The organism is Paraburkholderia sp. MM5496-R1, from assembly GCF_050436205.1.
GTDB lineage: Bacteria > Pseudomonadota > Gammaproteobacteria > Burkholderiales > Burkholderiaceae > Paraburkholderia > Paraburkholderia tuberum.
On record NZ_JBNDLT010000003.1, the window covers coordinates 2,478,697 to 2,498,016 of the forward strand.

The window sequence follows — 19,320 nt, forward strand, 5'->3', positions numbered from 1 at the left end:
ATGGCTGAACTTCGGTCAGAACAACCCGTCCCACCCTACGACAAGCATTTGCTGCAGCGTGCGCAAACGCAATGGCAATTCGGGGATTGGAACAGCCTCGCCATGCTTGATCGTGCGATGCTACAAGACCACCCCGATCGCGCGGCGCTCGCGGTTTTTGCTGCCGCTGGCCGTCTTCAATCGGGGCTAAGTGACGATGCTCGACAATACATTCGTTTGGCATCGGACTGGGGGGCAAGCAGGGCACTGGTCGGCAAGATTTTGATCTCGACGATCCACAACACTTTGGGCCGCATCGCCGTCGCTGAGCGTCAATCAAGTCGATCGCAGTTTCACTTCGAAAATTCGATATCGACCGGTGCGTCTGAGTGCGACACCCGCCTGATAATTCAAGCACGTATCGACGCACAAACGAGGCAGATAGAGTTGCGCCGGTCACGTCTGGAAGCCGAGCGTATTCGGGAGGGCGATGCGATCGCCATCCCCGAAGCGAGCAAGACCGCGACCGCGGTCAAGCCGAATCCCGCCCCCACCGGCAAGCCATTCGACGTGAAAGGAGCGAACAATCTGATCAGCGGGATAACGTTGACCGAGCAAAGCAAAAAGCGTTGGCCGTACTTTTTAAAAATCGAAGAACTGCAGATAGCGCTGTTCCTGCAACTGATTGCTTACGCCAAGCCTGTGCGCTTTTTCGATATCGGTGCGAATGTCGGTTTCTACACCCTTGTCGCACAGAAATATTTTTCGCAACTCCGGTGCATTGCATTTGAACCGACGCCGAACACGTTTGCCAATCTCGTCGAGAATCTGAATGCGAACGAGCGCGAAGGTGGCGCGGAGGCCCGCTGTGTCGCACTGTCATCGAAGAGCGGCACGGCCGATTTTGGAGACTTTGGCGATTGCTCGGGCAAGAACTCGATTGTTTCGACTTCCATTCACGAACAAGACACCGTCAAGCATCGGATACGCGTTCCTATGGAGACGCTCGACCATCGATACGCCCAAAGACTAGGGCGGGTCATTGTCAAGATCGACGCCGAAGGCCACGAGACGGAGATCATCAAAGGCGGGGCCAGTTTTCTCCGGAAGAATGAGATCGTGTTGCAGGTCGAAACGGGCCATAAAGAGAACTCGCACGAACTCGATCAACTGATTCGGGATCACGGGCTCGAGCCGATCTTCAAGCTAGGTCCCGACAGTTATTACTCGAATGTTCCCGATCTGGCGGAGAAGTCCAGAACTGCGGAGCTTCTCGAAAACGCCAGTCGATTTTTGGTCGCTCACCGCTGGGATGTACAACAGAGATTCGAGTGATCGGAAAGAGGACGCGCTCGAGCGGATCGGCCGCTTTTGCTGTGCGGAAAAAACGAACAACAAGGAAGACGTACTAGACGGTATGGACAACAACAATATCGCGGGTGCGAATGAGCTGTATCGAGCGGGTGACTTTAGCCGGGCACTCACGCTCTACGAGAGTATCGCCCGCCGCCCGGGATGGGCGGATATCGTTCGCGCCAACATCGAACTTTGCCGTCGACGGATTCATTTGCACGCCGAAGGGCAGCGCGGACACGTCGACCGCGCTGCGGTTTTATCCGACGCACCTCAGATTGTCGTCACGATGACGACGATTTGCTCTCGTCTCCTTTATCTGCCCCGTGTGATCGAAAGCTTGTCCAAGCAAACGCTGAGGCCGGCGCGAATAGATCTCAATATTTCGCATCAGCCCTACCTGTTGGACGAAGGGGTCGCGTCGGACGATCCGGTTCTCGCCGAACTGATGACGCTCCCGTTGCTTCGCGTCAACTGGGTGGCGAACATTGGCCCGTACCGGAAGATCTGGCCGTTCCTGGAAGAACATTTCTCCAGGGAGCGTGCCGAAGATCGGCTTTTTGTGACGGTCGATGACGACACGATCTACCCGGAATATTTCCTTGAGCAGCTTTACGAAAATTACCTCACTCACGATTGCGTAATTGCATTCCGCGGACGCCACATCGAATTCGACCGCGAGCAGGTCCGGCCGTATGAAACCTGGACGTGGGGCAGGTGCGAGCCGACGCTTTCGAACCTGCCCACGGGAAAGGACGGCATTTTGTACAGCACCAAGTTTTTTACTAAGGAATTCTTGAATCTGAGTGCTGCGCTGGAGATTGCGCCGACCGCCGATGACTTGTGGATCAAATGGCATTGCGCGTTGAACGGCGTCCCGTCAATCGTTTTGAATCCAGAGGCATGTAGTTCGGATTACAAGAGCTTTCCGGTCGTCAACTACGACAAGTCGTTCAGGGGTAATAGCCTCTATGCGCGGCATAACGCTACGGGAGCACAAAGCAAAAATGACGCTTCGGTAGAGCGGCTTGAGGCCTATTTTGCACGCGCTTATGGCTACGATTTAGCATGGCTGATTCAGTCGGAGTCGAACGCATCATGCTAACGAAAGAGCGATTGTTGACACTGCCCAAAGGGGCACTCGGACTGGCTATTTGTGTTTTCGTTAGCGAGCGGATCGATGCTGGGCTCATCCCGGAATTGCCCTTGGTACTGGCGGTTCTGCGCAAGCGTTTCGCGGCCAGCATCACGCTCGGCATGAGCGGAGGAGGGCGTCTTGAGCCCGAAATTCTTCAAAAGTGGCTGGTCGACGGCCTGATTGACCAGACCATTTGCTCGGGGCACGAAAGCCTCGTGTTGAACGACCTGGTCGATGCCGCGATCCGCAGCAATGCACTCACGGCAGTATTCGCAGACGTTAATGAACTGCTGAGCCGGCCGGCTCGTATGATCCGTTTTGTTGTCGCGCACCAGGGGATGACTCGCCATTCCGCATTGAGTGCGGACGGCGCCATGTGGCACGCCGGGCAATCGCAGCTGCGTGACATTCCCAAGGTGCGTTTCCCGGCGAACTGGAACGACGGACTCCGGTACGTGCATTCGGTATATGCGCCTGGAAAACAACAAACCCTGGCGATCTCGCGTGAGCCTGCGCTCGAAAGCATATCAGCCACGCAATCTCATCGTTTGTTCGTGACTGAGACCGGTTTAAGCCGACTGGGAGGCTGGGAGACTTTCAGGACACGGCCGATCCGATTTGGCGGTATCGATGTCAGCCAGTTTGATGCCGTCTCGGTGCTGTCGTTGAATAGGGAATTGCAGCCTGAGGGAGAGGATGCGTGGAGGACCGTGCCTGGTATCGTCCGTTCCGGAACTGACGGCGAGTCGGTGGTGTTCGATATCTGGCCGGCGCCGTATTCACCGCCGAGCGCGGATCGCGGGAGCGAAAACGCAGCGATCGATCTTCCGAGGCAGATTTTGGTAGGACGTCGGTGTCCGGTGCCTGTCACCACTGTCGTGACAGCGCGTGAGGAGCAGGAGGCGGTCTACATCATGTCCAACTTCAACAAAGCCAGGTATCTTCACGCGGCCTTGTATGGGTGGCTGATGCAGACGCATTCCAGAATCAAACTGGAAATCGTCGACGATATTAGTACGGACGAATCGGTCGAAAAAACACGCGAATTTTTTGCTAGATTGAGCGTGGATCCGGCATTGTTCACGCTTGAGATCAACGAAGCAACGCGTGGAACATACTGGATACGCAATCTGATCATTTCCCGGAATCGACGCGACGACGTCGTTTTCTTCGTCAACGATTCCGATGACATTAGCAGTGCGCTACGTACGACGTTGCAGATAGGCGCACTCACGTCGATGAATATTGATTTCGCGTGCCTGTTCAACATCATTCGGGTGGATGGTCAATACGCTCCGCTTCCGCTCAACGACGAGGTGGAGCGCTACGGGACGGCGTCGCTGTGCTTCAAGGCAAATCTCATCGACAAGGTGGGCTTTTTCCAGAATATCCGGAAGAACGCGGATACGGAATTTATCCGCCGCGTGAAGCGCTTCGCTGGTAAATCATCTTTATCGTGGATCAAGCTGCCCGTGATGTTCCAGCCTTTCGACGGCGGCAATTTGACCGCGGATATCTGTTCCCTCTCGGAATCGGGCGGTAAGCTCACCGTGGACAACAATCTGCGCGCCGTGCATATCGAAATTGCGGATCACCATCACCAAAGCCTTGATCCGGATACCTTGCCGGCCCATTTCGATTTCCCGCTTTCGACGTTACCGCAAGCTTACGCGCGACTAGGGCATGAGTTTCTGATCGACGGATATCGGCTGCCGGACACTGTTGTAGTGGTTCTGCAGGGTTCTGAAGTCGAGCAAGAGTCGTCGTTCCTGCTCGCCGGCGTCTCCGTCGTGGTCCAGGGGGCGGGCAACGACTGGATAGTCAAAACGAGTGAGGGCGACGAAATCCAGTCGAGCTCCGGATTTTTTGATGTGCTCAAGCAATATTCCGAGCGAAGCGCGCTTCACGCTTATGTCACGACCTCACAGCTTGTGAGCAACTTGCGTGAAGCACCGGATCGCACTGACGGCTTCGGGGGCAAGGAGTTTTCGAATCTCGTACTGAGGTCAAAAGCTAAAGGGGATCGATACGCAATGAAATACGACGGGTCCTGGCACGATGTCCATACCTTCTTCGAAAAAAAGAAGGGCAAACCTGACAGCGATACGAGTATTGATGTTTCGTCGATGCCGTCGCTTGATATTCCGGCTTTTTTGCATACATCGAGTCTGGCGGTATAATATTTTATTTCCGCTCGCTTTCAATGGATTAGTAAAATTGGCGGAGAATTTCTATGAAAATTGACTATCAATTTCGCAGTGTTATTTTTTTTCTGCTGATCTTATCGGCAAGCGTCTTTTGCCGGGCTGGGGTTGCGGAAGCAAAGGAGCATGAGCTTCTTCACATCAGCTACGAATCTGGAAATATTTCGCCGCAACCCGGTGTGGTCGCTCAAAGACCTAAGGCAGATGATTCGATTAATGTCGATTGCTCGGTTTCTCGTGCGGGCAAGTGTTCGTTGAAGACCATCTTGTGTCGCACTGACTCGTATATTTCGTATGGAAGATACCGGGCGGAAACGGAAACTAGCGGCCTGAAGTCTCTGCTATATAGCGCAGGCGAATCCTATCGCTACGGTTTTAGCTTCAGAACGGACAACCAGTGGCAGTACGACACCCGTGAGTCCGTTGATACCGTCTGGCAATTTAAGCGATTTGGCACACATGCCGACATGTTTGTCGCCATCAAAGGGCATGATGTCGTGCTGAGAGTTCTAAAGGATGGTCAGTACGTTATAAAAAAAGACTTCCAGCCAGGAAAATGGATGGATATCAGGATAGATGTCCTATGGTCTGACGGAGCGAACGGCATGGTCGCGGTGTATCTCCGTGAGGAAGGCGAGAAGTCATACCATCCGGTGGTCAATCTCACCGGCGCGAACATGTTCAATTCCACCCCGAAGTTTGCTCGGCCAAAATGGGGAATTTACAAACCGACGTTTCAAAAATCCTATTTCGATGGTCCAAGAATCGTCTTTCACGATGAAATTTACATCGATAAATTGGACGATTTGAGCGATGCTCACCAAGAGCAGTAAGATAATATCACCATATCTAAAAAGATTTTCGATCGGGGTTTTATAATGCAGGCCGATATCATGCAATTCCTGAGTTCCATTCAATGTGACGAACCGGTTCCGCCGTCAATTTTGTCATTCCCTTCGATGATGTCGAAGGATGAAAAATCGCTGCTCTATTGGCTTGCCCGATCATACTTCCGTGGCGAGGGCGCCATTGTGGACGCAGGGCTTTTCCTGGGCGCGTCGACCGAAGCGTTTTCAATTGGATTGAAAAACAATCCGTCGGCCTATGCCGCAGTACGTGACGGGTTGAAGAAGCCTATTCATGCATACGATATCGCGATCTGGGCTGGCGCTGGCTTTGACAAATATCTGGAGCAGCCGGAAACGCAGCGGGCACTGAACGGAGCGACGTTTAAAGAAGGCGACGACTACTTTCCCGTATTACAGCGCTTGTTGGAGCCCCACCTTGATTTGATCGATTTTCGTATCGGCGACATCGTGAAGCTCGCGCGAGCGGACGACCCGATCGAAATCGCGTTCTACGATTGCCTGAAGAACTACGAACGTGATCTTGCTGCGTTCAATGCGTTCGTGCCGCACTACATTCCCGGGCATACCGTGGTCATCCAGCAGGACTATTTTTTCGAAGCAGCTCTCGAAAACAAGATTCGGCAGGAATTCCTCAGCCCGTATTTCTCGTTCCTCGGTGCCGTCGACACGTCGGGGGTGTTCAGGCTCGAACGGGAAATTCCAACGGAATATTTCAAGGAGGACCCGGTCAAATGGCTCTCCGTGGACGACCAGGTTCGCCTGCTCAAAAACGCGGCAGCTCGGGTTCCGTTCTCGAAGGTATCTCTGTATACCGAATTGAGCGTGGTCGCATTGCTGATTCAACACAACAGGATCGACGAGGCCGACGCGTATCTTGCAGGAATTGAAAAGGTTATTGGGGAGACAAAAAAGCTTCCGCTTCGACCAGGGATTGTGGCTGCGTCGATGCGAAATTTCATTGAAGCGCGGGCAAAATAGCAAATAACCCGGCATTGTTCAGTAATCGTTGAATTCGCGAAGAACCAGAAGATTGAGTTTCTAAGGTTGGCTGTCTATCACCATGAATATAGCTGAAAAATTTGCTTTTTTAATAGAGCACAAAACTCTTGAGGCAATCGAATTGCCTGTGGATGCTGTTTGTAACGGTGAGGCTAATCGAAGAAACGCGTTAAATCTCGCCAATTGTTACTTTGAGCGCCACGCGAAAATGGAGTCGCCAGTTATATCGTCATCCCGCAACTCATTTGTCGGTGCTCATAGTTACATGAATGGTGGGGGGTATGTCAGAGCGCCGGTATTTATTGGCAGGTATTGCAGTATCGGCCGGCGTGTGACGATTGGTGCAGGAAGACATTCAATCCATGGACTCAGTAGTTCGCCGGTAGTCAGTAAAGGAACCGGGGACCCTTACAGTACTACGGAGCGCGAGATCCTAGGAATAACCCCAAATAAGGGGAATTTAATCGTTCTGAACAACGATGTCTGGGTCGGAGACGGTGCGGTAATCATGCCTGGCGTTACTGTCGGGACAGGGGCCGTTGTGGGCGCGAATGCGGTAGTTACAAAGGATGTGCCTCCGTATGCTGTGGCGGGTGGAGTGGCGGCAAAAATCATTAAATATAGATTTCCCGATGAAATTATTGGTGAGTTGTTGAATACGGAGTGGTGGAATCTTGCGCCGGAGCAGCTTCAGCTGCTTCCCACTGAAAATATTTTTCAGTTCATCAATGAAATGAAAAATTACGTCGAAGTGGATCGGGAACCGTTTGACACCTATACGCTGGCAAAGCGATCCTAACTCATTCGTTTAACATCATCGAAGATAGCTTTGAACGGATGCTCCGGGGCTTCATCGAATCGGCCTGATCGGCACGGTTTGGTGGTAGGCCCAGAATTGATGTTCGGGTTTCGAGCGCGATCCTTGGAAGGATGCCCATGAAAATAGCAATCGCCGGCACGGGCTATGTCGGTCTATCTCTTGCTGCATTGCTTGCGCAACGTAACGAAGTCGTTGCGCTCGATATCGTTGCGTGGAAGGTGGAGATGCTCAACCGCAAGGAATCGCCGATCGACGACGTGGAGATCGAGGATTTTCTGGCGAACAAGCCACTCAATTTCCGCGCGACGCTAGACAAAGAATCCGCCTACGCCGGTGCCGATTGCGTAATCATCGCTACTCCCACCGACTACGATCCAGAAACGAACTACTTCAACACGCGGTCGATCGAGACCGTCATTTCCGACGTCAAGCTCATCAATCCGCGCGCGGTCATGGTGATCAAGTCGACGATTCCGGTTGGTTACACTGAGCGCACACGCGAGGCATTAGGTACGGAAAATTTGATTTTTTCGCCCGAGTTTTTGCGCGAAGGCAGAGCGCTGCACGACAACTTGTACCCTTCACGCATTGTCGTCGGGGAACACTCGGAGCGGGCCGAAACCTTTGCAAACCTGCTAAAGCAAGGCGCGGTCAAAAATGACATTCCTACTCTGTTCACTGGCAGCACTGAAGCCGAAGCGATCAAGCTTTTCGCCAATACGTACCTCGCCATGCGCGTCGCATATTTCAACGAGCTTGACACGTATGCCGCGCAGCATGGGCTCGAAACACACCAGATCATCGAAGGCGTATGCCTCGACCCCCGCATCGGTGCGCACTACAACAACCCAAGCTTCGGTTACGGCGGCTATTGCCTACCGAAAGACACGAAGCAACTGCTCGCGAATTATCGCGACGTGCCGCAGAACCTGATTCACGCGATCGTTGAGTCGAACGGAACGCGCAAGGATTTTATTGCTGACAGCGTCCTTGCGAGCGAGCCCAAAACCGTCGGCATTTTCCGGCTGGTCATGAAAGCTGGCTCCGACAATTTCCGCGCATCGAGCATTCAGGGCGTCATGAAACGCATCAAGGCGAAGGGCGTGGAAGTTATCGTCTATGAACCCGCACTGCACGAGGCAACGTTCTTCAATTCGGCGGTCGTGAGCGATCTAGCTGAATTCAAACGCTGTGCGGACGTGATCGTCGCCAATCGCATGACAGCCGATCTGGAGGACGTCGTGCACAAGGTGTACACCCGAGATTTATTCGGGGGCGACGCATGAGCGATCCGACGCGATCTCGCGACCATTCGTCCGATTCGCGGCTTCCGCGCATCCTGTTTTTCAACGTGAATGGCTCAGGCATGGGCCATCTGAACCGTTGCATTTCGTACGCACGTCGGTTGCGCGGGCGCGCTCGGCCGGTGTTCTTTTCATTGGCGTCCGCGATCGAGCTCATCGAGGAGATGGGTTTCGAGGCGGACTATTTCGTTTCGCCATACTGGTCGTCGAGTTCAACCTTCGCCTGGAACAGCGAACTTGCTGTGCGTTTTGGCATGTTGCTTGAACGCGTGCGGCCCGATGTGATCGTCTTCGACGGCACGTGGCCTTTTCAGGGTTTTCTCGCCGCGTGCGAGGAATACGGATCGCCCGCGCTCGTGTGGTCGAATCGTGGTTTGCTGAAAGAAGGCGGCAAGACAGTAACGGTGAATGAGGCGTTGTTCGATCTCGTCATTCAACCGGGGGAAGTTGGCGCACGCGAAAGCGAATCCACGCTCGACGGAGGAGGAACGCATGCAGTCGTTCCACCAGTCTGTGTGTTGGAAGAAGATGAATTGCTCGATCGCGCTGCTGCGCGAGAGGCATTGGGTCTCCCGCAAGATGTGCGCGTCGTTCTGTTCGCGCTCGGTCCGGGCAATCTGAAGGACGTTGCCGGGATCGGGCGCGGCCTGATTCCCGTTTTCGAAGCGGCTGGCTTCAGGATTGTGTGGGCGCGTGCGCCTATTTCGGTTCGTGATGTGGAATTGCCGCAGAGCGTAACGCCGCTCACGGTCTATCCATTGGCGCGCTACCTGCGCGCTTTCGACGTTTTTGTCGGTGCGGCCGGCTATAACACCTGCTGCGAGCTGGTCCAGGCGACTGTTCCGGCGCTGTTGGTGCCGAATGCGCAATTGGCTGACGACCAGGTTCGTCGGGCGAATATCGTCGCCGAGGCAATCCCTGCAGTCGTTTGCGCGTGCGAGACCGATGAAGAACGCCAAACTGCGGTTGCTCAATTGCTCGAGATGTTAGGCGCGACACCTGAAAAACAGGTGGATATCCCCATGAATGGGGCGTCGCTGGCCGCAGAGAAAATCCTCGCTTTGGCCACATCAAAGGAGCCCAAGCGGTGAGCGTAATCGTTGAAACGAAAGCGTTGCGTCGGCGGTTGAAGGCAGTTGCTCGCAGCCCTGAATGGAGCCTGCTGCAACGCTACGATTTGCTGGGCAAAAAGCCCCCAGCCTCCCGGAAGGAACGCGTATGGCGGTATGTGCGACATCTGCTGGCGTCCGTGAAGCTGATTTCACCTCACGTTACGCAATATTCGTGGCTCGCTACCCTCAAGCACAGACCGAGTTCGGCCGAAGTACAGACTGTAATGATCTGGGCTGTCGGCACGGATCGTCATCAGCTACGCCACGCGTGTGAGGGTTTTTCAAAAAAACTGCAGAACAGAGATGAACTGGCACCCGTTCTTGTCACGGACATCGCCGACTTTGCCTTTTACTCCCGCCTCGGCTGGCTCGTGGAATATGTGCCGTCATTGAGCGGTGAAGGCCCGTCGTTGCATGAAAGAAAGCAGGCGTATCTCGCATGGCGCTATCGCGATGCATGCATTGTGCCGTTGAGCGCTGGATTGGCCAGCGAGCCGGAGTGGCATGCATTGCTGACATTGGATTAAGGATAATGGACAGAAATCGCTACGCGATGTTGACGGTCGATACGGAGGCGCTCCCCAAGCGCGCGTCGCACGATCACGTCAAGCGGCTCATGTGGGGCGTGCACGACCGCGGTACGGCGGGGGTTCGTGAGATGGCCGAGATCGGCGATGAGTTCGGCGTCAAGCACGTCTACTTCGTCGATCAATGCGGCCCCTGGTCGTATCTGGACGAAACGCGCGAGGTCGTACGTTGGCTCGACACGGTGGGGCAGGACGTGCAACTGCACACGCATCCGGAATATTTGCCCGATTCGTTCTGGGCTGAGCATGGGCTAGATCGCCGGCCACAATACATGAACCAATATACGGACGATGCGCGCGCCGAATTCGTCATCAAGTATTTTGGCAACCTGCTCTCCGAGCAGACGGGCAAGCCGGTGCTCGCGCATCGTGCTGGTTCATTTCGGTGGAACGCGTGCACGATACGTGCGCTGGAAGCTGCGGGCATACGTTTGTCGTTCAATAACTCGATGTGCGCCGTTCACGCAAATCAGTGCTTATTCAGCGAGCCCACGAACCATCCGTTTGCCTGGTCCAATGGCATCATCGAAGTACCGATGACGGAAAAGAAGATCCTGCCAAAGGTTGGCAAGGACGAGTGGTGGGCGCGCCTCACGTACCCGGAATCGCCGTATTTCCGGTTTCGTCCGTGGTGGGGAAAACTGCTTTTCGACGCATTCAGCGGCAGCCCGACGTTCTCGATTTTCCTGCTGCATTCGTGGTCGCTGCTCTGCTGGGACGAAAAAGGCTACGCAACGTATCGCGATGACCAGCGCGTCGAGGGCTACCGCAAGCTGGTGTCGCGCCTGACGAAGGACTACGACGTGATCACGACCGCCGAGTTTCTCGATCTGCACGCGCGCGGCCGGATCAGGACGGCGAAGACGATCGATCTCGCTCAGGCGGAGATCAAGCCGCAAGGGAAAGCGCGGGCATGAGCGGCGTATTCGATTCTCTGCAAACGTTCGTGAGCGAGCCCTATCTCGGTTTCAGCCGATGGCTCACCGTGCGGACGCTGGAGCGCAAACTCAATCGCCTCTCCAATACACGGGAGTGCCAGGTGGATTCGCCGAACCTGCTGTACGTGGCCGCAAGCGCATTGCCGTACCACACGAGCGGTTACACCACGCGCACGCACGAAATCATTCGCGCAATGCGATCGGCTGGAGGCAGCGTGCATGCGTTGACTCGTCCGGGCTATCCATTTGATCGCGTCGACCGTTTGCGCGATGCCGAGAGCGACGAAACACAGGTTGGAGAAGTGCGCTATCGGCATGCAGCCGGACCGGCCAACAATCGTCCGGTGTTGTTATATGCGATGCAAGCCGCGCGCGTGGTGGCGCAGTGGGCGAAACAATATCGAGTGTCGGTGATTCACGCCGCGTCGAATCACGTCAATGCGCTGCCCGCACTGTTGGCCGCGCGGCAATTGGGCATCCCTTTTCAATACGAAATGCGTGGTTTGTGGGAGCTCACGCGCATTTCGCGTCTGCCGCATTACGAGGGACGCCAGGGGTTCAGGCAAGGTCTGGAACTGGAAGGCCTGGTCGCACGGCATGCGGACCGGGTCTTCGTGATTTCAGAGCAACTCGGCCGCTTCGCGCGCGAGCGCTGGGGCATTGCCGAAGAACGCATGTTCCTGCTGCCCAATTGCGTGGAGCCCGAACGGTTCGCAATGCACACGCCACGCGAAATCGAACCGAACACAATAGGCTACGCGGGTTCGTTGATGGGCTACGAAGGGCTCGATACGCTGATCGACGCGGTGGCGCAACTACGTGTACGCGGTGCGCAGCCGGACGTGATGATCATCGGCGACGGCGAAGCGCGTGCAGCACTTGAAGCGCAGGTGCAGCGCCTCGGCTTGTCGGAACACATCCGCTTTTTGGGCCGCACGTCGCCGCAACAGGCGCATGAGGCGTTGAGCCGATGCGCGCTCGTGTGCATCCCGCGCAAGCCGTTCAAGGTGTGCGAGATCGTGCCGCCCATCAAGCTCGTCGAGGCGATGGCGATGGGCAAACCGGTCATCGTGCCCGACCTGCCGGTGTTTCGCGACGAAATGGGCGCACACCCCGCAGGCTGGTTCTTCAACGCTGGCGACGCGGCGGATCTCGCGCGCGTGATCGAAACGGCATTGGCCGATCGCGCGGCACTTGCCGCGCTCGGCGAACAAGCAAAAGAATACGCGACCACACAGCGTTGCTGGCGCGATTTTGTCATCAAGGCGCTACCAAAAAGTGCGGGGTGAGGGGAATGGTTGGCAGGGTCATTAGAAGACTGGGTTCGCTGGTCTACGACTATCCGAAAGTATCGGAAGATGTCGAACGAGACGGGCCATTTGGCCGTCTGAAGATTGCGCTCGTCACGGACTATTTCACGGCAGACTGTCTGTCTGCCGAATGCCGTGTTCGTGTGATGACGCCCTCGAATTACCGCGACGTCATCACTAACTGGATGCCGGATCTGGTGCTCGCCGAATCCGCATTCCACGGCGTGGACGGAAGCTGGCGCTACGAACTGGCGAAGCAGCCGAAAACGTTGCGCCTCACAAAGCCAACGGCGATTTTCCGTCTGGTCGATTTCGCGAGGAAAGCAGGCGTTCCCACGGCATTCTGGAACAAGGACGACGGTCCGTTCTTCGAAGCGTTCATCGACGTGGCGAAGGCGTTCGATTACGTCTTCACCACAGATGAAGAATGCCTCGCACGCTATCGCCAGCAGGTGCCGGCGCACGTGCCCGTGAATACGCTAATCATGCCCTTTCAGCCGGCTTTTCATAGCTTCACGGGCTTCAATTTCACGCGCAACGAAGTCTGTTTCACAGGCAGCTATTACCGGCGCATTCTGAATGAGAGGCGCCGCTTTCTCGACATGGTGTTCGAAATCTGCGAGCACAACGAGATGCCGCTCAATGTGTTCGACCGGAATCACGACCGGCTGTCGCGCCATTTCGAGTTCCGCTTTCCGAAGACAAGCCAGATGCGCCTGCATGGCAAGGTGCCACATCGGGAAACGGCGAACGTCTACAAGTCGCACGCGGTTTCGATCAACGTGAATTCGGTCACGAGTTCCGAAACGATGTTTTCGCGCCGCTTGCTTGAGATTCTAGCCTGCGGGGGTATCGCGGTGACGAACCCGAGCCGCGCCGTCGATCGTCATTTCCGCGATTTCTGTCACGTTGTGAATACCTATGAAGAAACGCGAGATCTGTTCGCGCGGCTGCGTCACGGACCTTCGCGTGCGGACCTCGATCGCGCCGAAGCCGGTGCGAAATACGTGCGAGAGAACCATACCTGGGCACATCGGTTGGAAGAAATCTGCGCCGTCGTGAATCTTTGAGGGACCGGTCACGATGCTCGCATTGCTTTCTTGGGTTTGCCAGGCAGTTTTTCTCGTCGTGGTCGTCTATTTTGCGCTGTACGTGCTCCTTGAAATGCGGGTCTTTCTGATTTCGCGAAAGGTGGAGCGCCGCAAATTGACCGAACTCGAGCAGTCGGCTGCCGAAGCCAACACCGATCGCTGGCCGTCGGTGAGCGTGCTGCTGCCCATCTGCAATGAATCAGAGGTGGTGGAGCGGCTGATCGATGCCGTCTGCCGTCTGCGCTATCCCGCGGAATTGCTCGAAATTCTGGTGCTCGACGATTCGTCGGACGGCACCACAGAACTCGCGCGCGGGAGAGTCGCGCAATACGCGGCGCAAGGCGTCGATATTCGGCTGCTCAAGCGGCCCAACCGCAAGGGCTACAAAGCGGGCAATCTCGTCAACGGCATCCAGCAGTCGCGCGGGGAATTCTTCGCAGTTTTCGACGCGGATTTCGTGCCGCCCGTCGACTTTCTGCTGAAGACGATTCCGTGTTTCCGGGACCCAAAACTGGGATTCCTGCAAACGGGCATCGGTTACGAGAATCGCGACGTGTCATTTCTGACGCGTTTCCAGGCGATGGAAATGGGCCATCAGCAATACGTGACGGTCGGCCTGAGCGAGGATGGCGACATGGCATCGCTCAGCGGCAGTTCGTGTGTATGGCGCAAGGCGTGCGTCGATGCGTTGGGCGGGTGGAATGCGTCGACCGTCACGGAAGACGTCGATCTCGGTTATCGCGCGCAATTCGGCGACTGGAAATACGCTTATTTGCGCGACGTGGTGTCGATGTCGGTGCTGCCCGAGACCATTAGCGCATTTCGCATTCAACGCGAGCGGTGGGGACGCGGGCTGATTCATAGCGGCTTCAAGCATGTGAAGCAGATGGTGGTGCAACGCATGCCTCTGATGAAGCGGATGCATGCTATTTCCGTAATGTTTTCGTCGGTGCTGCTCGCGTCAATCTATGTACTGATCTTGCTGAGCCTGCCGCTTACCTATTTCGTGCGTTTCGATGCCGCATTCATGCGCTGGGGGGCGTTTGCGTTCTTCGGCCTGGCTGTGCTCTGGGGGCTCGAAAATGCGCTCGGTGCGCGCCGCGGGGCACGTTTCGATGACAAGCGGAGCGCCGTGAAAGATTTGTGGGACACCTACCGCTATATCGCGATGTTTTTGCCGATGGCCTGGTACTACTTCGTCGGCGGCGTGCGTGCTCTGTTCGGCGTGTATGGCGACTTTCACAGAACGCCGAAAGGCACGAATGGCTATCGCGCCATCATGCCGCGGATCAATACCGTGTTGCTGGCGGGCGAGGTCTTCAGCTTCCTCTATTCGGCGATTTCGGTACTGCTAGGATTCAAAAAAGGGAATTATTTTTTGATTCCACTGAATGTGACTGTGTGCGTCGGTTTTGGCATGGTGCTCTATTGGACGTGCAAGGAAAAGCGAACTTTTAAAAGATACTGACTTCCTGTCAGCTTGGCTAATTATAAAGACCAGTGCGCGCTCGCGTGCCTGCCGCGCTAAACACAAAGAATCAACGAATCCACGAAAGGGCAGTCTGCTATGTATGCCGTAGAACCCGCGCGTGCGCACGCGCCCGCTCGCGACGACGAACCGCTCCTCCTGCGCTTTCGCGCCGCGCACTCCGACGATGCCGAAGCATGCGCGCCGCTGATCTTCGCATCTGGCGTGCGTGAATTCAGTTTCTTTCTCGGTGAGCCGGCCGAAGCTTGCATCGAATTTCTGGCGTTTGCGTTTGCCTCGAAGCTCGGGCGCTTTTCGTATCGACGCCACCGTGTGGCCGTGACCGGGGACGATCAGCCGGTCGCGGTGCTCGCGCTGCATGACGGACGCCACACATGGTTCGACGATCCGCACGTCGCGCTGATGCTACTGCTGTTCTTTGGCTTGCGCCGCACGGTTCGCATGTTGTTGCGCGGCCTCGTGCTCGAGAGCGAACTGCCGGCGCCGAAGTCGTCGCAGAGGTTGATCGCGCATTGCGCGACGCATGAGCGCCTGCGCGGCACGGGTGTTTTCAGCACGCTGTTTGCGGATGCGATGCGCGCGGGTGAACTGATGAATTTGCAGGCTCGCGCGGGCCGTGGCGAACGCGATCGGCAGCAACTCGTGCTCGATGTGCTGATCAGCAACAAGCGCGCATACGCGCTCTACCGGCGTCTCGGCTTCGTCGAATTGCCGCGCCGGGCGCCTGTCTCACCGCGTTTGCCGCGAGAACTCGAGTCGGTGCGGATGGAGTGGGTCAGGAAGGATTGAGAGGCGCGGTGGGGTACACCTAACGCTGTCCACACAGGCCGCTGCTCACAGGGTCGGCAGCCTTTTTTCATTCGCCGCCACTGCAAGCGCACAATACCCCGACGCACACCCCCAACCGACACGCCAAGGAGCCCGCATGACCCAGCCCAAAGCCATCGAAGACACGGACGCATCACCCGAAGTCAAAGCCGTCTACGACGACATCAAAGCGACCCGCCAGGTCGACGACGTGAACAACTTCTGGAAGTACATCGCGCAGCGTCCACCGACCCTCGCGCGCACGTGGGACAGCCTGAAGGAAGTGATGGCGCCCGGCGCGCTCGACCCGCTCGTCAAGGAGCTCTTATACGTCGCGGTCAGCGTAACGAACAACTGCGGCTATTGCGTCGCGAGCCACACGGCGGCGGCACGCCGCGCCGGCATGACCGACGAGATGTTCGGCGAGCTGCAGGCCATCGTCGGGATGGCTAACGAAACGAACCGGCTAGCGGTCGGCTATCGCGTGCCGATCGATCCGGCCTTCGAATAAGAGCATGAAGCGCGCGATGCGGCCCGATCGTACCAACCCGGGCCGCAACACATGCATGATCGCGCCGTCGTACGCAACGGCGCTGGGCCTCGTGCTTACAGCGGCACGATTTTGCCCGGCTCCGGATGGCAGACCGGGGTGTAGACCGGCCCGCAGCCGTAATGCACGGGCTGGCAGGGGTTGTAGGAGGGCGGGTTGTAGTACGACGGGCCGCGAACCGGCGGTTTTTCGCCGTAACACGAAGGCGGGTATTCGTGCGGGAAACACGAGTGGCCGCCGCGCACGGACCGTGCAGCTGCGTGGTCGAGGTCGTCGCAGCGCGACAGGTCGGCAAGGGTCAAGTTCGACATGATGAATCTCCGGCAACGTTGGATGGGTATCGAGCGCGCAAATGCTTTACGCTCGGGCGTTCCAGTTGCACGCACCATGCCATGCGGCGGGATTCAACGTCTGTGCTGGGTCGAGCGCTGATCGACCGGATCTGCGCAGCCGAAAACTGATCGTCGTTGGCCAACTTGCGGCAGGCCGGTGTCGTTCAGCCGCCAACACGTCGGCCGATCAGCGCGGCGTGCCCCATCCCGCGAGCAACGCCGGTAGCTCGGCCATCTCCCTGAACACGTGCACCGCGCCCGCGCCATGCAACGCGGTCGCGCTGCTATGGCCGAGGTGCGTCGGGCAATAGCCGAATACCGTCGCGCCGGCCGCGACGCCCGCGGTCGCGCCCGTCACCGTATCCTCGATGACCGCACAGCGTGTCGGCTCGACGCCGAGTGCCGCGGCCGCGGCGAGGTAGACGTCGGGAAACGGCTTGCTGCGCGGCGTTTCGTGGCCGCTGAAGATGCGTCCGTCGAAGCAGTCGAGGATGCCGGCCTTCACGAGCTGCAATTCGATCTTGATGCGATCCGCGCCCGACGCCACCGCAATGCGTCCATTCAACGTCTGCTGCAGCGCGCGGACCGCGAAAGGCGCGCCGTCGATCGCGCGCAACTCATTGTCGAGCGCCACGTTGCGACGCGCACGGAACTGCGCCAGCCACCCGGCCGTGATCGCGAAGCCGGTGCGCGCCTCGATCAACGCGGCTTCGTCCCTGACCATCTTGCCGACGAAAATGCGCATCGTCTCTTCGACGCTCAAATGCCAGCCGAGCTCGCCGAGCATCTCGGTGAGCACGCGGTTCGTGATGGGTTCGGAATCGACGAGCACGCCGTCGCAGTCGAAGAGCACGGCGTCGAAAGGAAAATCGGCCATCGGGGAGGGTAGGGATAAGGTCGCGGACCGGCAAGGATACCGCACCGGGCCGCGTGCCGCAGCCTGGAAGCTGCAGCGGCGGCGTCCAGCGCGGCTGCTCAGTCCTTGTACCCGTCGCTCAGCGTCTTCATGAACGCGATGATGTCCTGGATGTCTTGATCGGTCATCGCGGGCTGGTCGCCGAACTTGCGGTCGAACGGCGCATCGGCCACATCCACGTTCGCATGGTATTGCGGCGGCAGATCGTCGTACTTCTGCACCTTGCCCGACGCATCGCGCGGATAGATTCTGTCCGGCGACGTATTGCGCAGGTTGTAGAAGTCCAGCACCTGCTTGAGGTCGTGATACACGCCATTGTGGAAGAACGTCTTGCGTTCGGCGGCATTGCGCAGTGTCGGCGTCAGGAACATGCCGCAATACTGCGTCTCCTTGGCCATGTCGGTCCGGAAGGGCCCACAAATGCCCATGTCGTAGAACTTCGGATTTCTGTTCGGCGCAAGTTCGCGATTGCGCGGCACGCCGAGCGCTTCATACTGCGTGTCGGTAAACAGAGGTGGAAGGCCGTCCGACGTCGGCTGGCTCAGGTGGCAACCCGCGCAATTGGCCTTGTCCTTGTCGTTGAACAGACGCAAGCCACGTAGTTCGGCTTGCGTGAGGCGTGCACGTCCTTCGAGCCAGGCGTCGTATTTGCTCGAGAATGGATGGAACGCCGGGTCTTCGAATTCATACCGACCGATCGCGAACATGGCTTCCGACACGAGCAGATCGGGATCGTTGACGACGTGCGGACCGAAAAGTTGTCTGAGCGTATCGATGTGCTTCGAGTGCCTTAGCTTGTCGGCAACCGAAGCCAGATCGGGGTTCGCCATCTCGACCGGGTTGGTCAGCGGCCCAAGCGCCTGGTCCTGCAGCGTGCTTGCCCGGCCGTCCCAGAAGAGTCCCCCTTGCGGCACCATAGCCGGCGCGGCAGGCGCAACGCCCGCGGTTTTCTGGGCGCGCTGCACGCCTAGCGCGGCCGAGGCCTGCGTATCGAGGCTGACCGGTGCGGCGTCGGTATCGCCCTGATCGGGACCGATGCTGAACGGCGCCTGGCGATACAGGTACGCGAGCGATGGCACCGGCCGATAGCCCGCTTCCGTCATGTGAAGGCCGCCTGGTTGTACCGTCAGATCGTTGGGAGGCGAGAAAGCGTGCGCGGCGCTGTGGCACGACGCGCACGACTGTTTGCCCGACGCCGAAAGCGACGGATCATTGAACAGCTCCCTGCCGAGTACCGCGACCGCGCTAAGGGGCGCGACGGGGGGACGCAGGAGCTTGACCGGATGGGCGTTGAGGCCCGTCAGATTCTCGACCGTATCGCCGATCGCCGCGGGCATACGCTCGGGATAGATCAGCGCGTAGCCAACCGGAGCGGCGCCCAGCAGCACGATGCCCAGCACTATCCGGAGGATCAGGCGACGCCGCGTGCTGCTCGCAGCGCGAGGGGACGGGGCGCTTGCGGTGGGTAGTTGCGAAGACAAGGTGGCGTTCGAACGACGATTCATGGCGATAGCGGTAGGCA

The 19,320-nt window shown here is 57.3% G+C and carries 18 protein-coding genes; 15 read left to right on the top strand and 3 right to left on the bottom strand.

Features of this window, described 5'->3' with window-relative positions; translation table 11 throughout:
• The 15 genes from OKW38_RS37525 (at window position 1) to OKW38_RS37595 (ending at window position 16,511) form a co-directional block, all read left to right on the top strand.
• Window positions 1-1,314, top strand: coding sequence for an FkbM family methyltransferase (locus OKW38_RS37525; protein WP_429365402.1), 1,314 nt, complete (start codon window positions 1-3; stop codon window positions 1,312-1,314).
• Window positions 1,292-2,437: a hypothetical protein gene (locus OKW38_RS37530; RefSeq protein ID WP_429365403.1), complete on the top strand. Its 1,146-nt coding sequence runs from the start codon at window positions 1,292-1,294 to the stop codon at window positions 2,435-2,437. The genes OKW38_RS37525 and OKW38_RS37530 overlap by 23 nt, the downstream gene beginning before the upstream one ends.
• Window positions 2,401-4,650 (top strand): glycosyltransferase family A protein, encoded by a 2,250-nt coding sequence (locus OKW38_RS37535; protein ID WP_429365404.1) that lies wholly within the window; start codon window positions 2,401-2,403, stop codon window positions 4,648-4,650. Before OKW38_RS37530 ends, OKW38_RS37535 begins: the two co-directional genes overlap by 37 nt.
• Before the next feature lie 53 nt (window positions 4,651-4,703).
• Window positions 4,704-5,507: a heparin lyase I family protein gene (locus OKW38_RS37540; protein ID WP_429365405.1), complete on the top strand. Its 804-nt coding sequence runs from the start codon at window positions 4,704-4,706 to the stop codon at window positions 5,505-5,507.
• A gap of 60 nt (window positions 5,508-5,567) precedes the next feature.
• On the top strand, window positions 5,568-6,521 hold the full coding sequence (locus tag OKW38_RS37545) for a hypothetical protein (protein WP_429365406.1): 954 nt from the start codon (window positions 5,568-5,570) through the stop codon (window positions 6,519-6,521).
• An 82-nt stretch (window positions 6,522-6,603) separates the two neighbouring features.
• Window positions 6,604-7,341: a CatB-related O-acetyltransferase gene (locus tag OKW38_RS37550; RefSeq protein WP_429365407.1), complete on the top strand. Its 738-nt coding sequence runs from the start codon at window positions 6,604-6,606 to the stop codon at window positions 7,339-7,341.
• A gap of 137 nt (window positions 7,342-7,478) precedes the next feature.
• A complete protein-coding gene (locus OKW38_RS37555) occupies window positions 7,479-8,648 on the top strand; it encodes a nucleotide sugar dehydrogenase (RefSeq protein WP_429365408.1) in 1,170 nt (389 codons plus the stop codon).
• Window positions 8,645-9,757: a glycosyltransferase gene (locus tag OKW38_RS37560; RefSeq protein ID WP_429365409.1), complete on the top strand. Its 1,113-nt coding sequence runs from the start codon at window positions 8,645-8,647 to the stop codon at window positions 9,755-9,757. The genes OKW38_RS37555 and OKW38_RS37560 overlap by 4 nt, the downstream gene beginning before the upstream one ends.
• Window positions 9,754-10,305, top strand: a complete 552-nt coding sequence (locus OKW38_RS37565) for a hypothetical protein (RefSeq protein WP_429365410.1) — start codon at window positions 9,754-9,756, stop codon at window positions 10,303-10,305. Before OKW38_RS37560 ends, OKW38_RS37565 begins: the two co-directional genes overlap by 4 nt.
• A 5-nt stretch (window positions 10,306-10,310) precedes the next feature.
• Window positions 10,311-11,282, top strand: coding sequence for a polysaccharide deacetylase (locus tag OKW38_RS37570; protein WP_429365411.1), 972 nt, complete (start codon window positions 10,311-10,313; stop codon window positions 11,280-11,282).
• Complete coding sequence (locus OKW38_RS37575; protein ID WP_429365412.1) at window positions 11,279-12,592, top strand: glycosyltransferase; 1,314 nt, start codon at window positions 11,279-11,281, stop codon at window positions 12,590-12,592. Before OKW38_RS37570 ends, OKW38_RS37575 begins: the two co-directional genes overlap by 4 nt.
• 5 nt (window positions 12,593-12,597) lie before the next feature.
• On the top strand, window positions 12,598-13,683 hold the full coding sequence (locus OKW38_RS37580) for a CgeB family protein (protein WP_429365413.1): 1,086 nt from the start codon (window positions 12,598-12,600) through the stop codon (window positions 13,681-13,683).
• Window positions 13,684-13,696: 13 nt separating this feature from the next.
• Entirely contained in the window at window positions 13,697-15,172 is a 1,476-nt protein-coding gene (locus OKW38_RS37585; protein WP_429365414.1) for a glycosyltransferase, read from the top strand.
• A gap of 99 nt (window positions 15,173-15,271) precedes the next feature.
• A complete protein-coding gene (locus OKW38_RS37590) occupies window positions 15,272-15,982 on the top strand; it encodes an N-acetyltransferase (RefSeq protein WP_429365415.1) in 711 nt (236 codons plus the stop codon).
• Between the two features lie 136 nt (window positions 15,983-16,118).
• Window positions 16,119-16,511 carry a carboxymuconolactone decarboxylase family protein gene (locus tag OKW38_RS37595; RefSeq protein WP_429365416.1) on the top strand — a complete coding sequence of 131 codons (393 nt, stop codon included), beginning with the start codon at window positions 16,119-16,121 and terminating at the stop codon, window positions 16,509-16,511.
• Window positions 16,512-16,606: 95 nt separating this feature from the next.
• Here the strand turns inward: OKW38_RS37595 and OKW38_RS37600 are convergent, their stop codons facing one another.
• The 3 genes from OKW38_RS37600 to OKW38_RS37610 all read right to left on the bottom strand — a co-directional run bounded on the left by OKW38_RS37600 (window position 16,607) and on the right by OKW38_RS37610 (window position 19,303).
• Window positions 16,607-16,861, bottom strand: coding sequence for a hypothetical protein (locus OKW38_RS37600; protein WP_429365417.1), 255 nt, complete (start codon window positions 16,859-16,861; stop codon window positions 16,607-16,609).
• Between the two features lie 208 nt (window positions 16,862-17,069).
• Window positions 17,070-17,759, bottom strand: coding sequence for an HAD family hydrolase (locus tag OKW38_RS37605; RefSeq protein ID WP_429365418.1), 690 nt, complete (start codon window positions 17,757-17,759; stop codon window positions 17,070-17,072).
• Window positions 17,760-17,857: 98 nt separating this feature from the next.
• Window positions 17,858-19,303 (bottom strand): cytochrome-c peroxidase, encoded by a 1,446-nt coding sequence (locus OKW38_RS37610; RefSeq protein WP_429365419.1) that lies wholly within the window; start codon window positions 19,301-19,303, stop codon window positions 17,858-17,860.
• Between the last annotated feature and the right edge of the window lie 17 nt (window positions 19,304-19,320).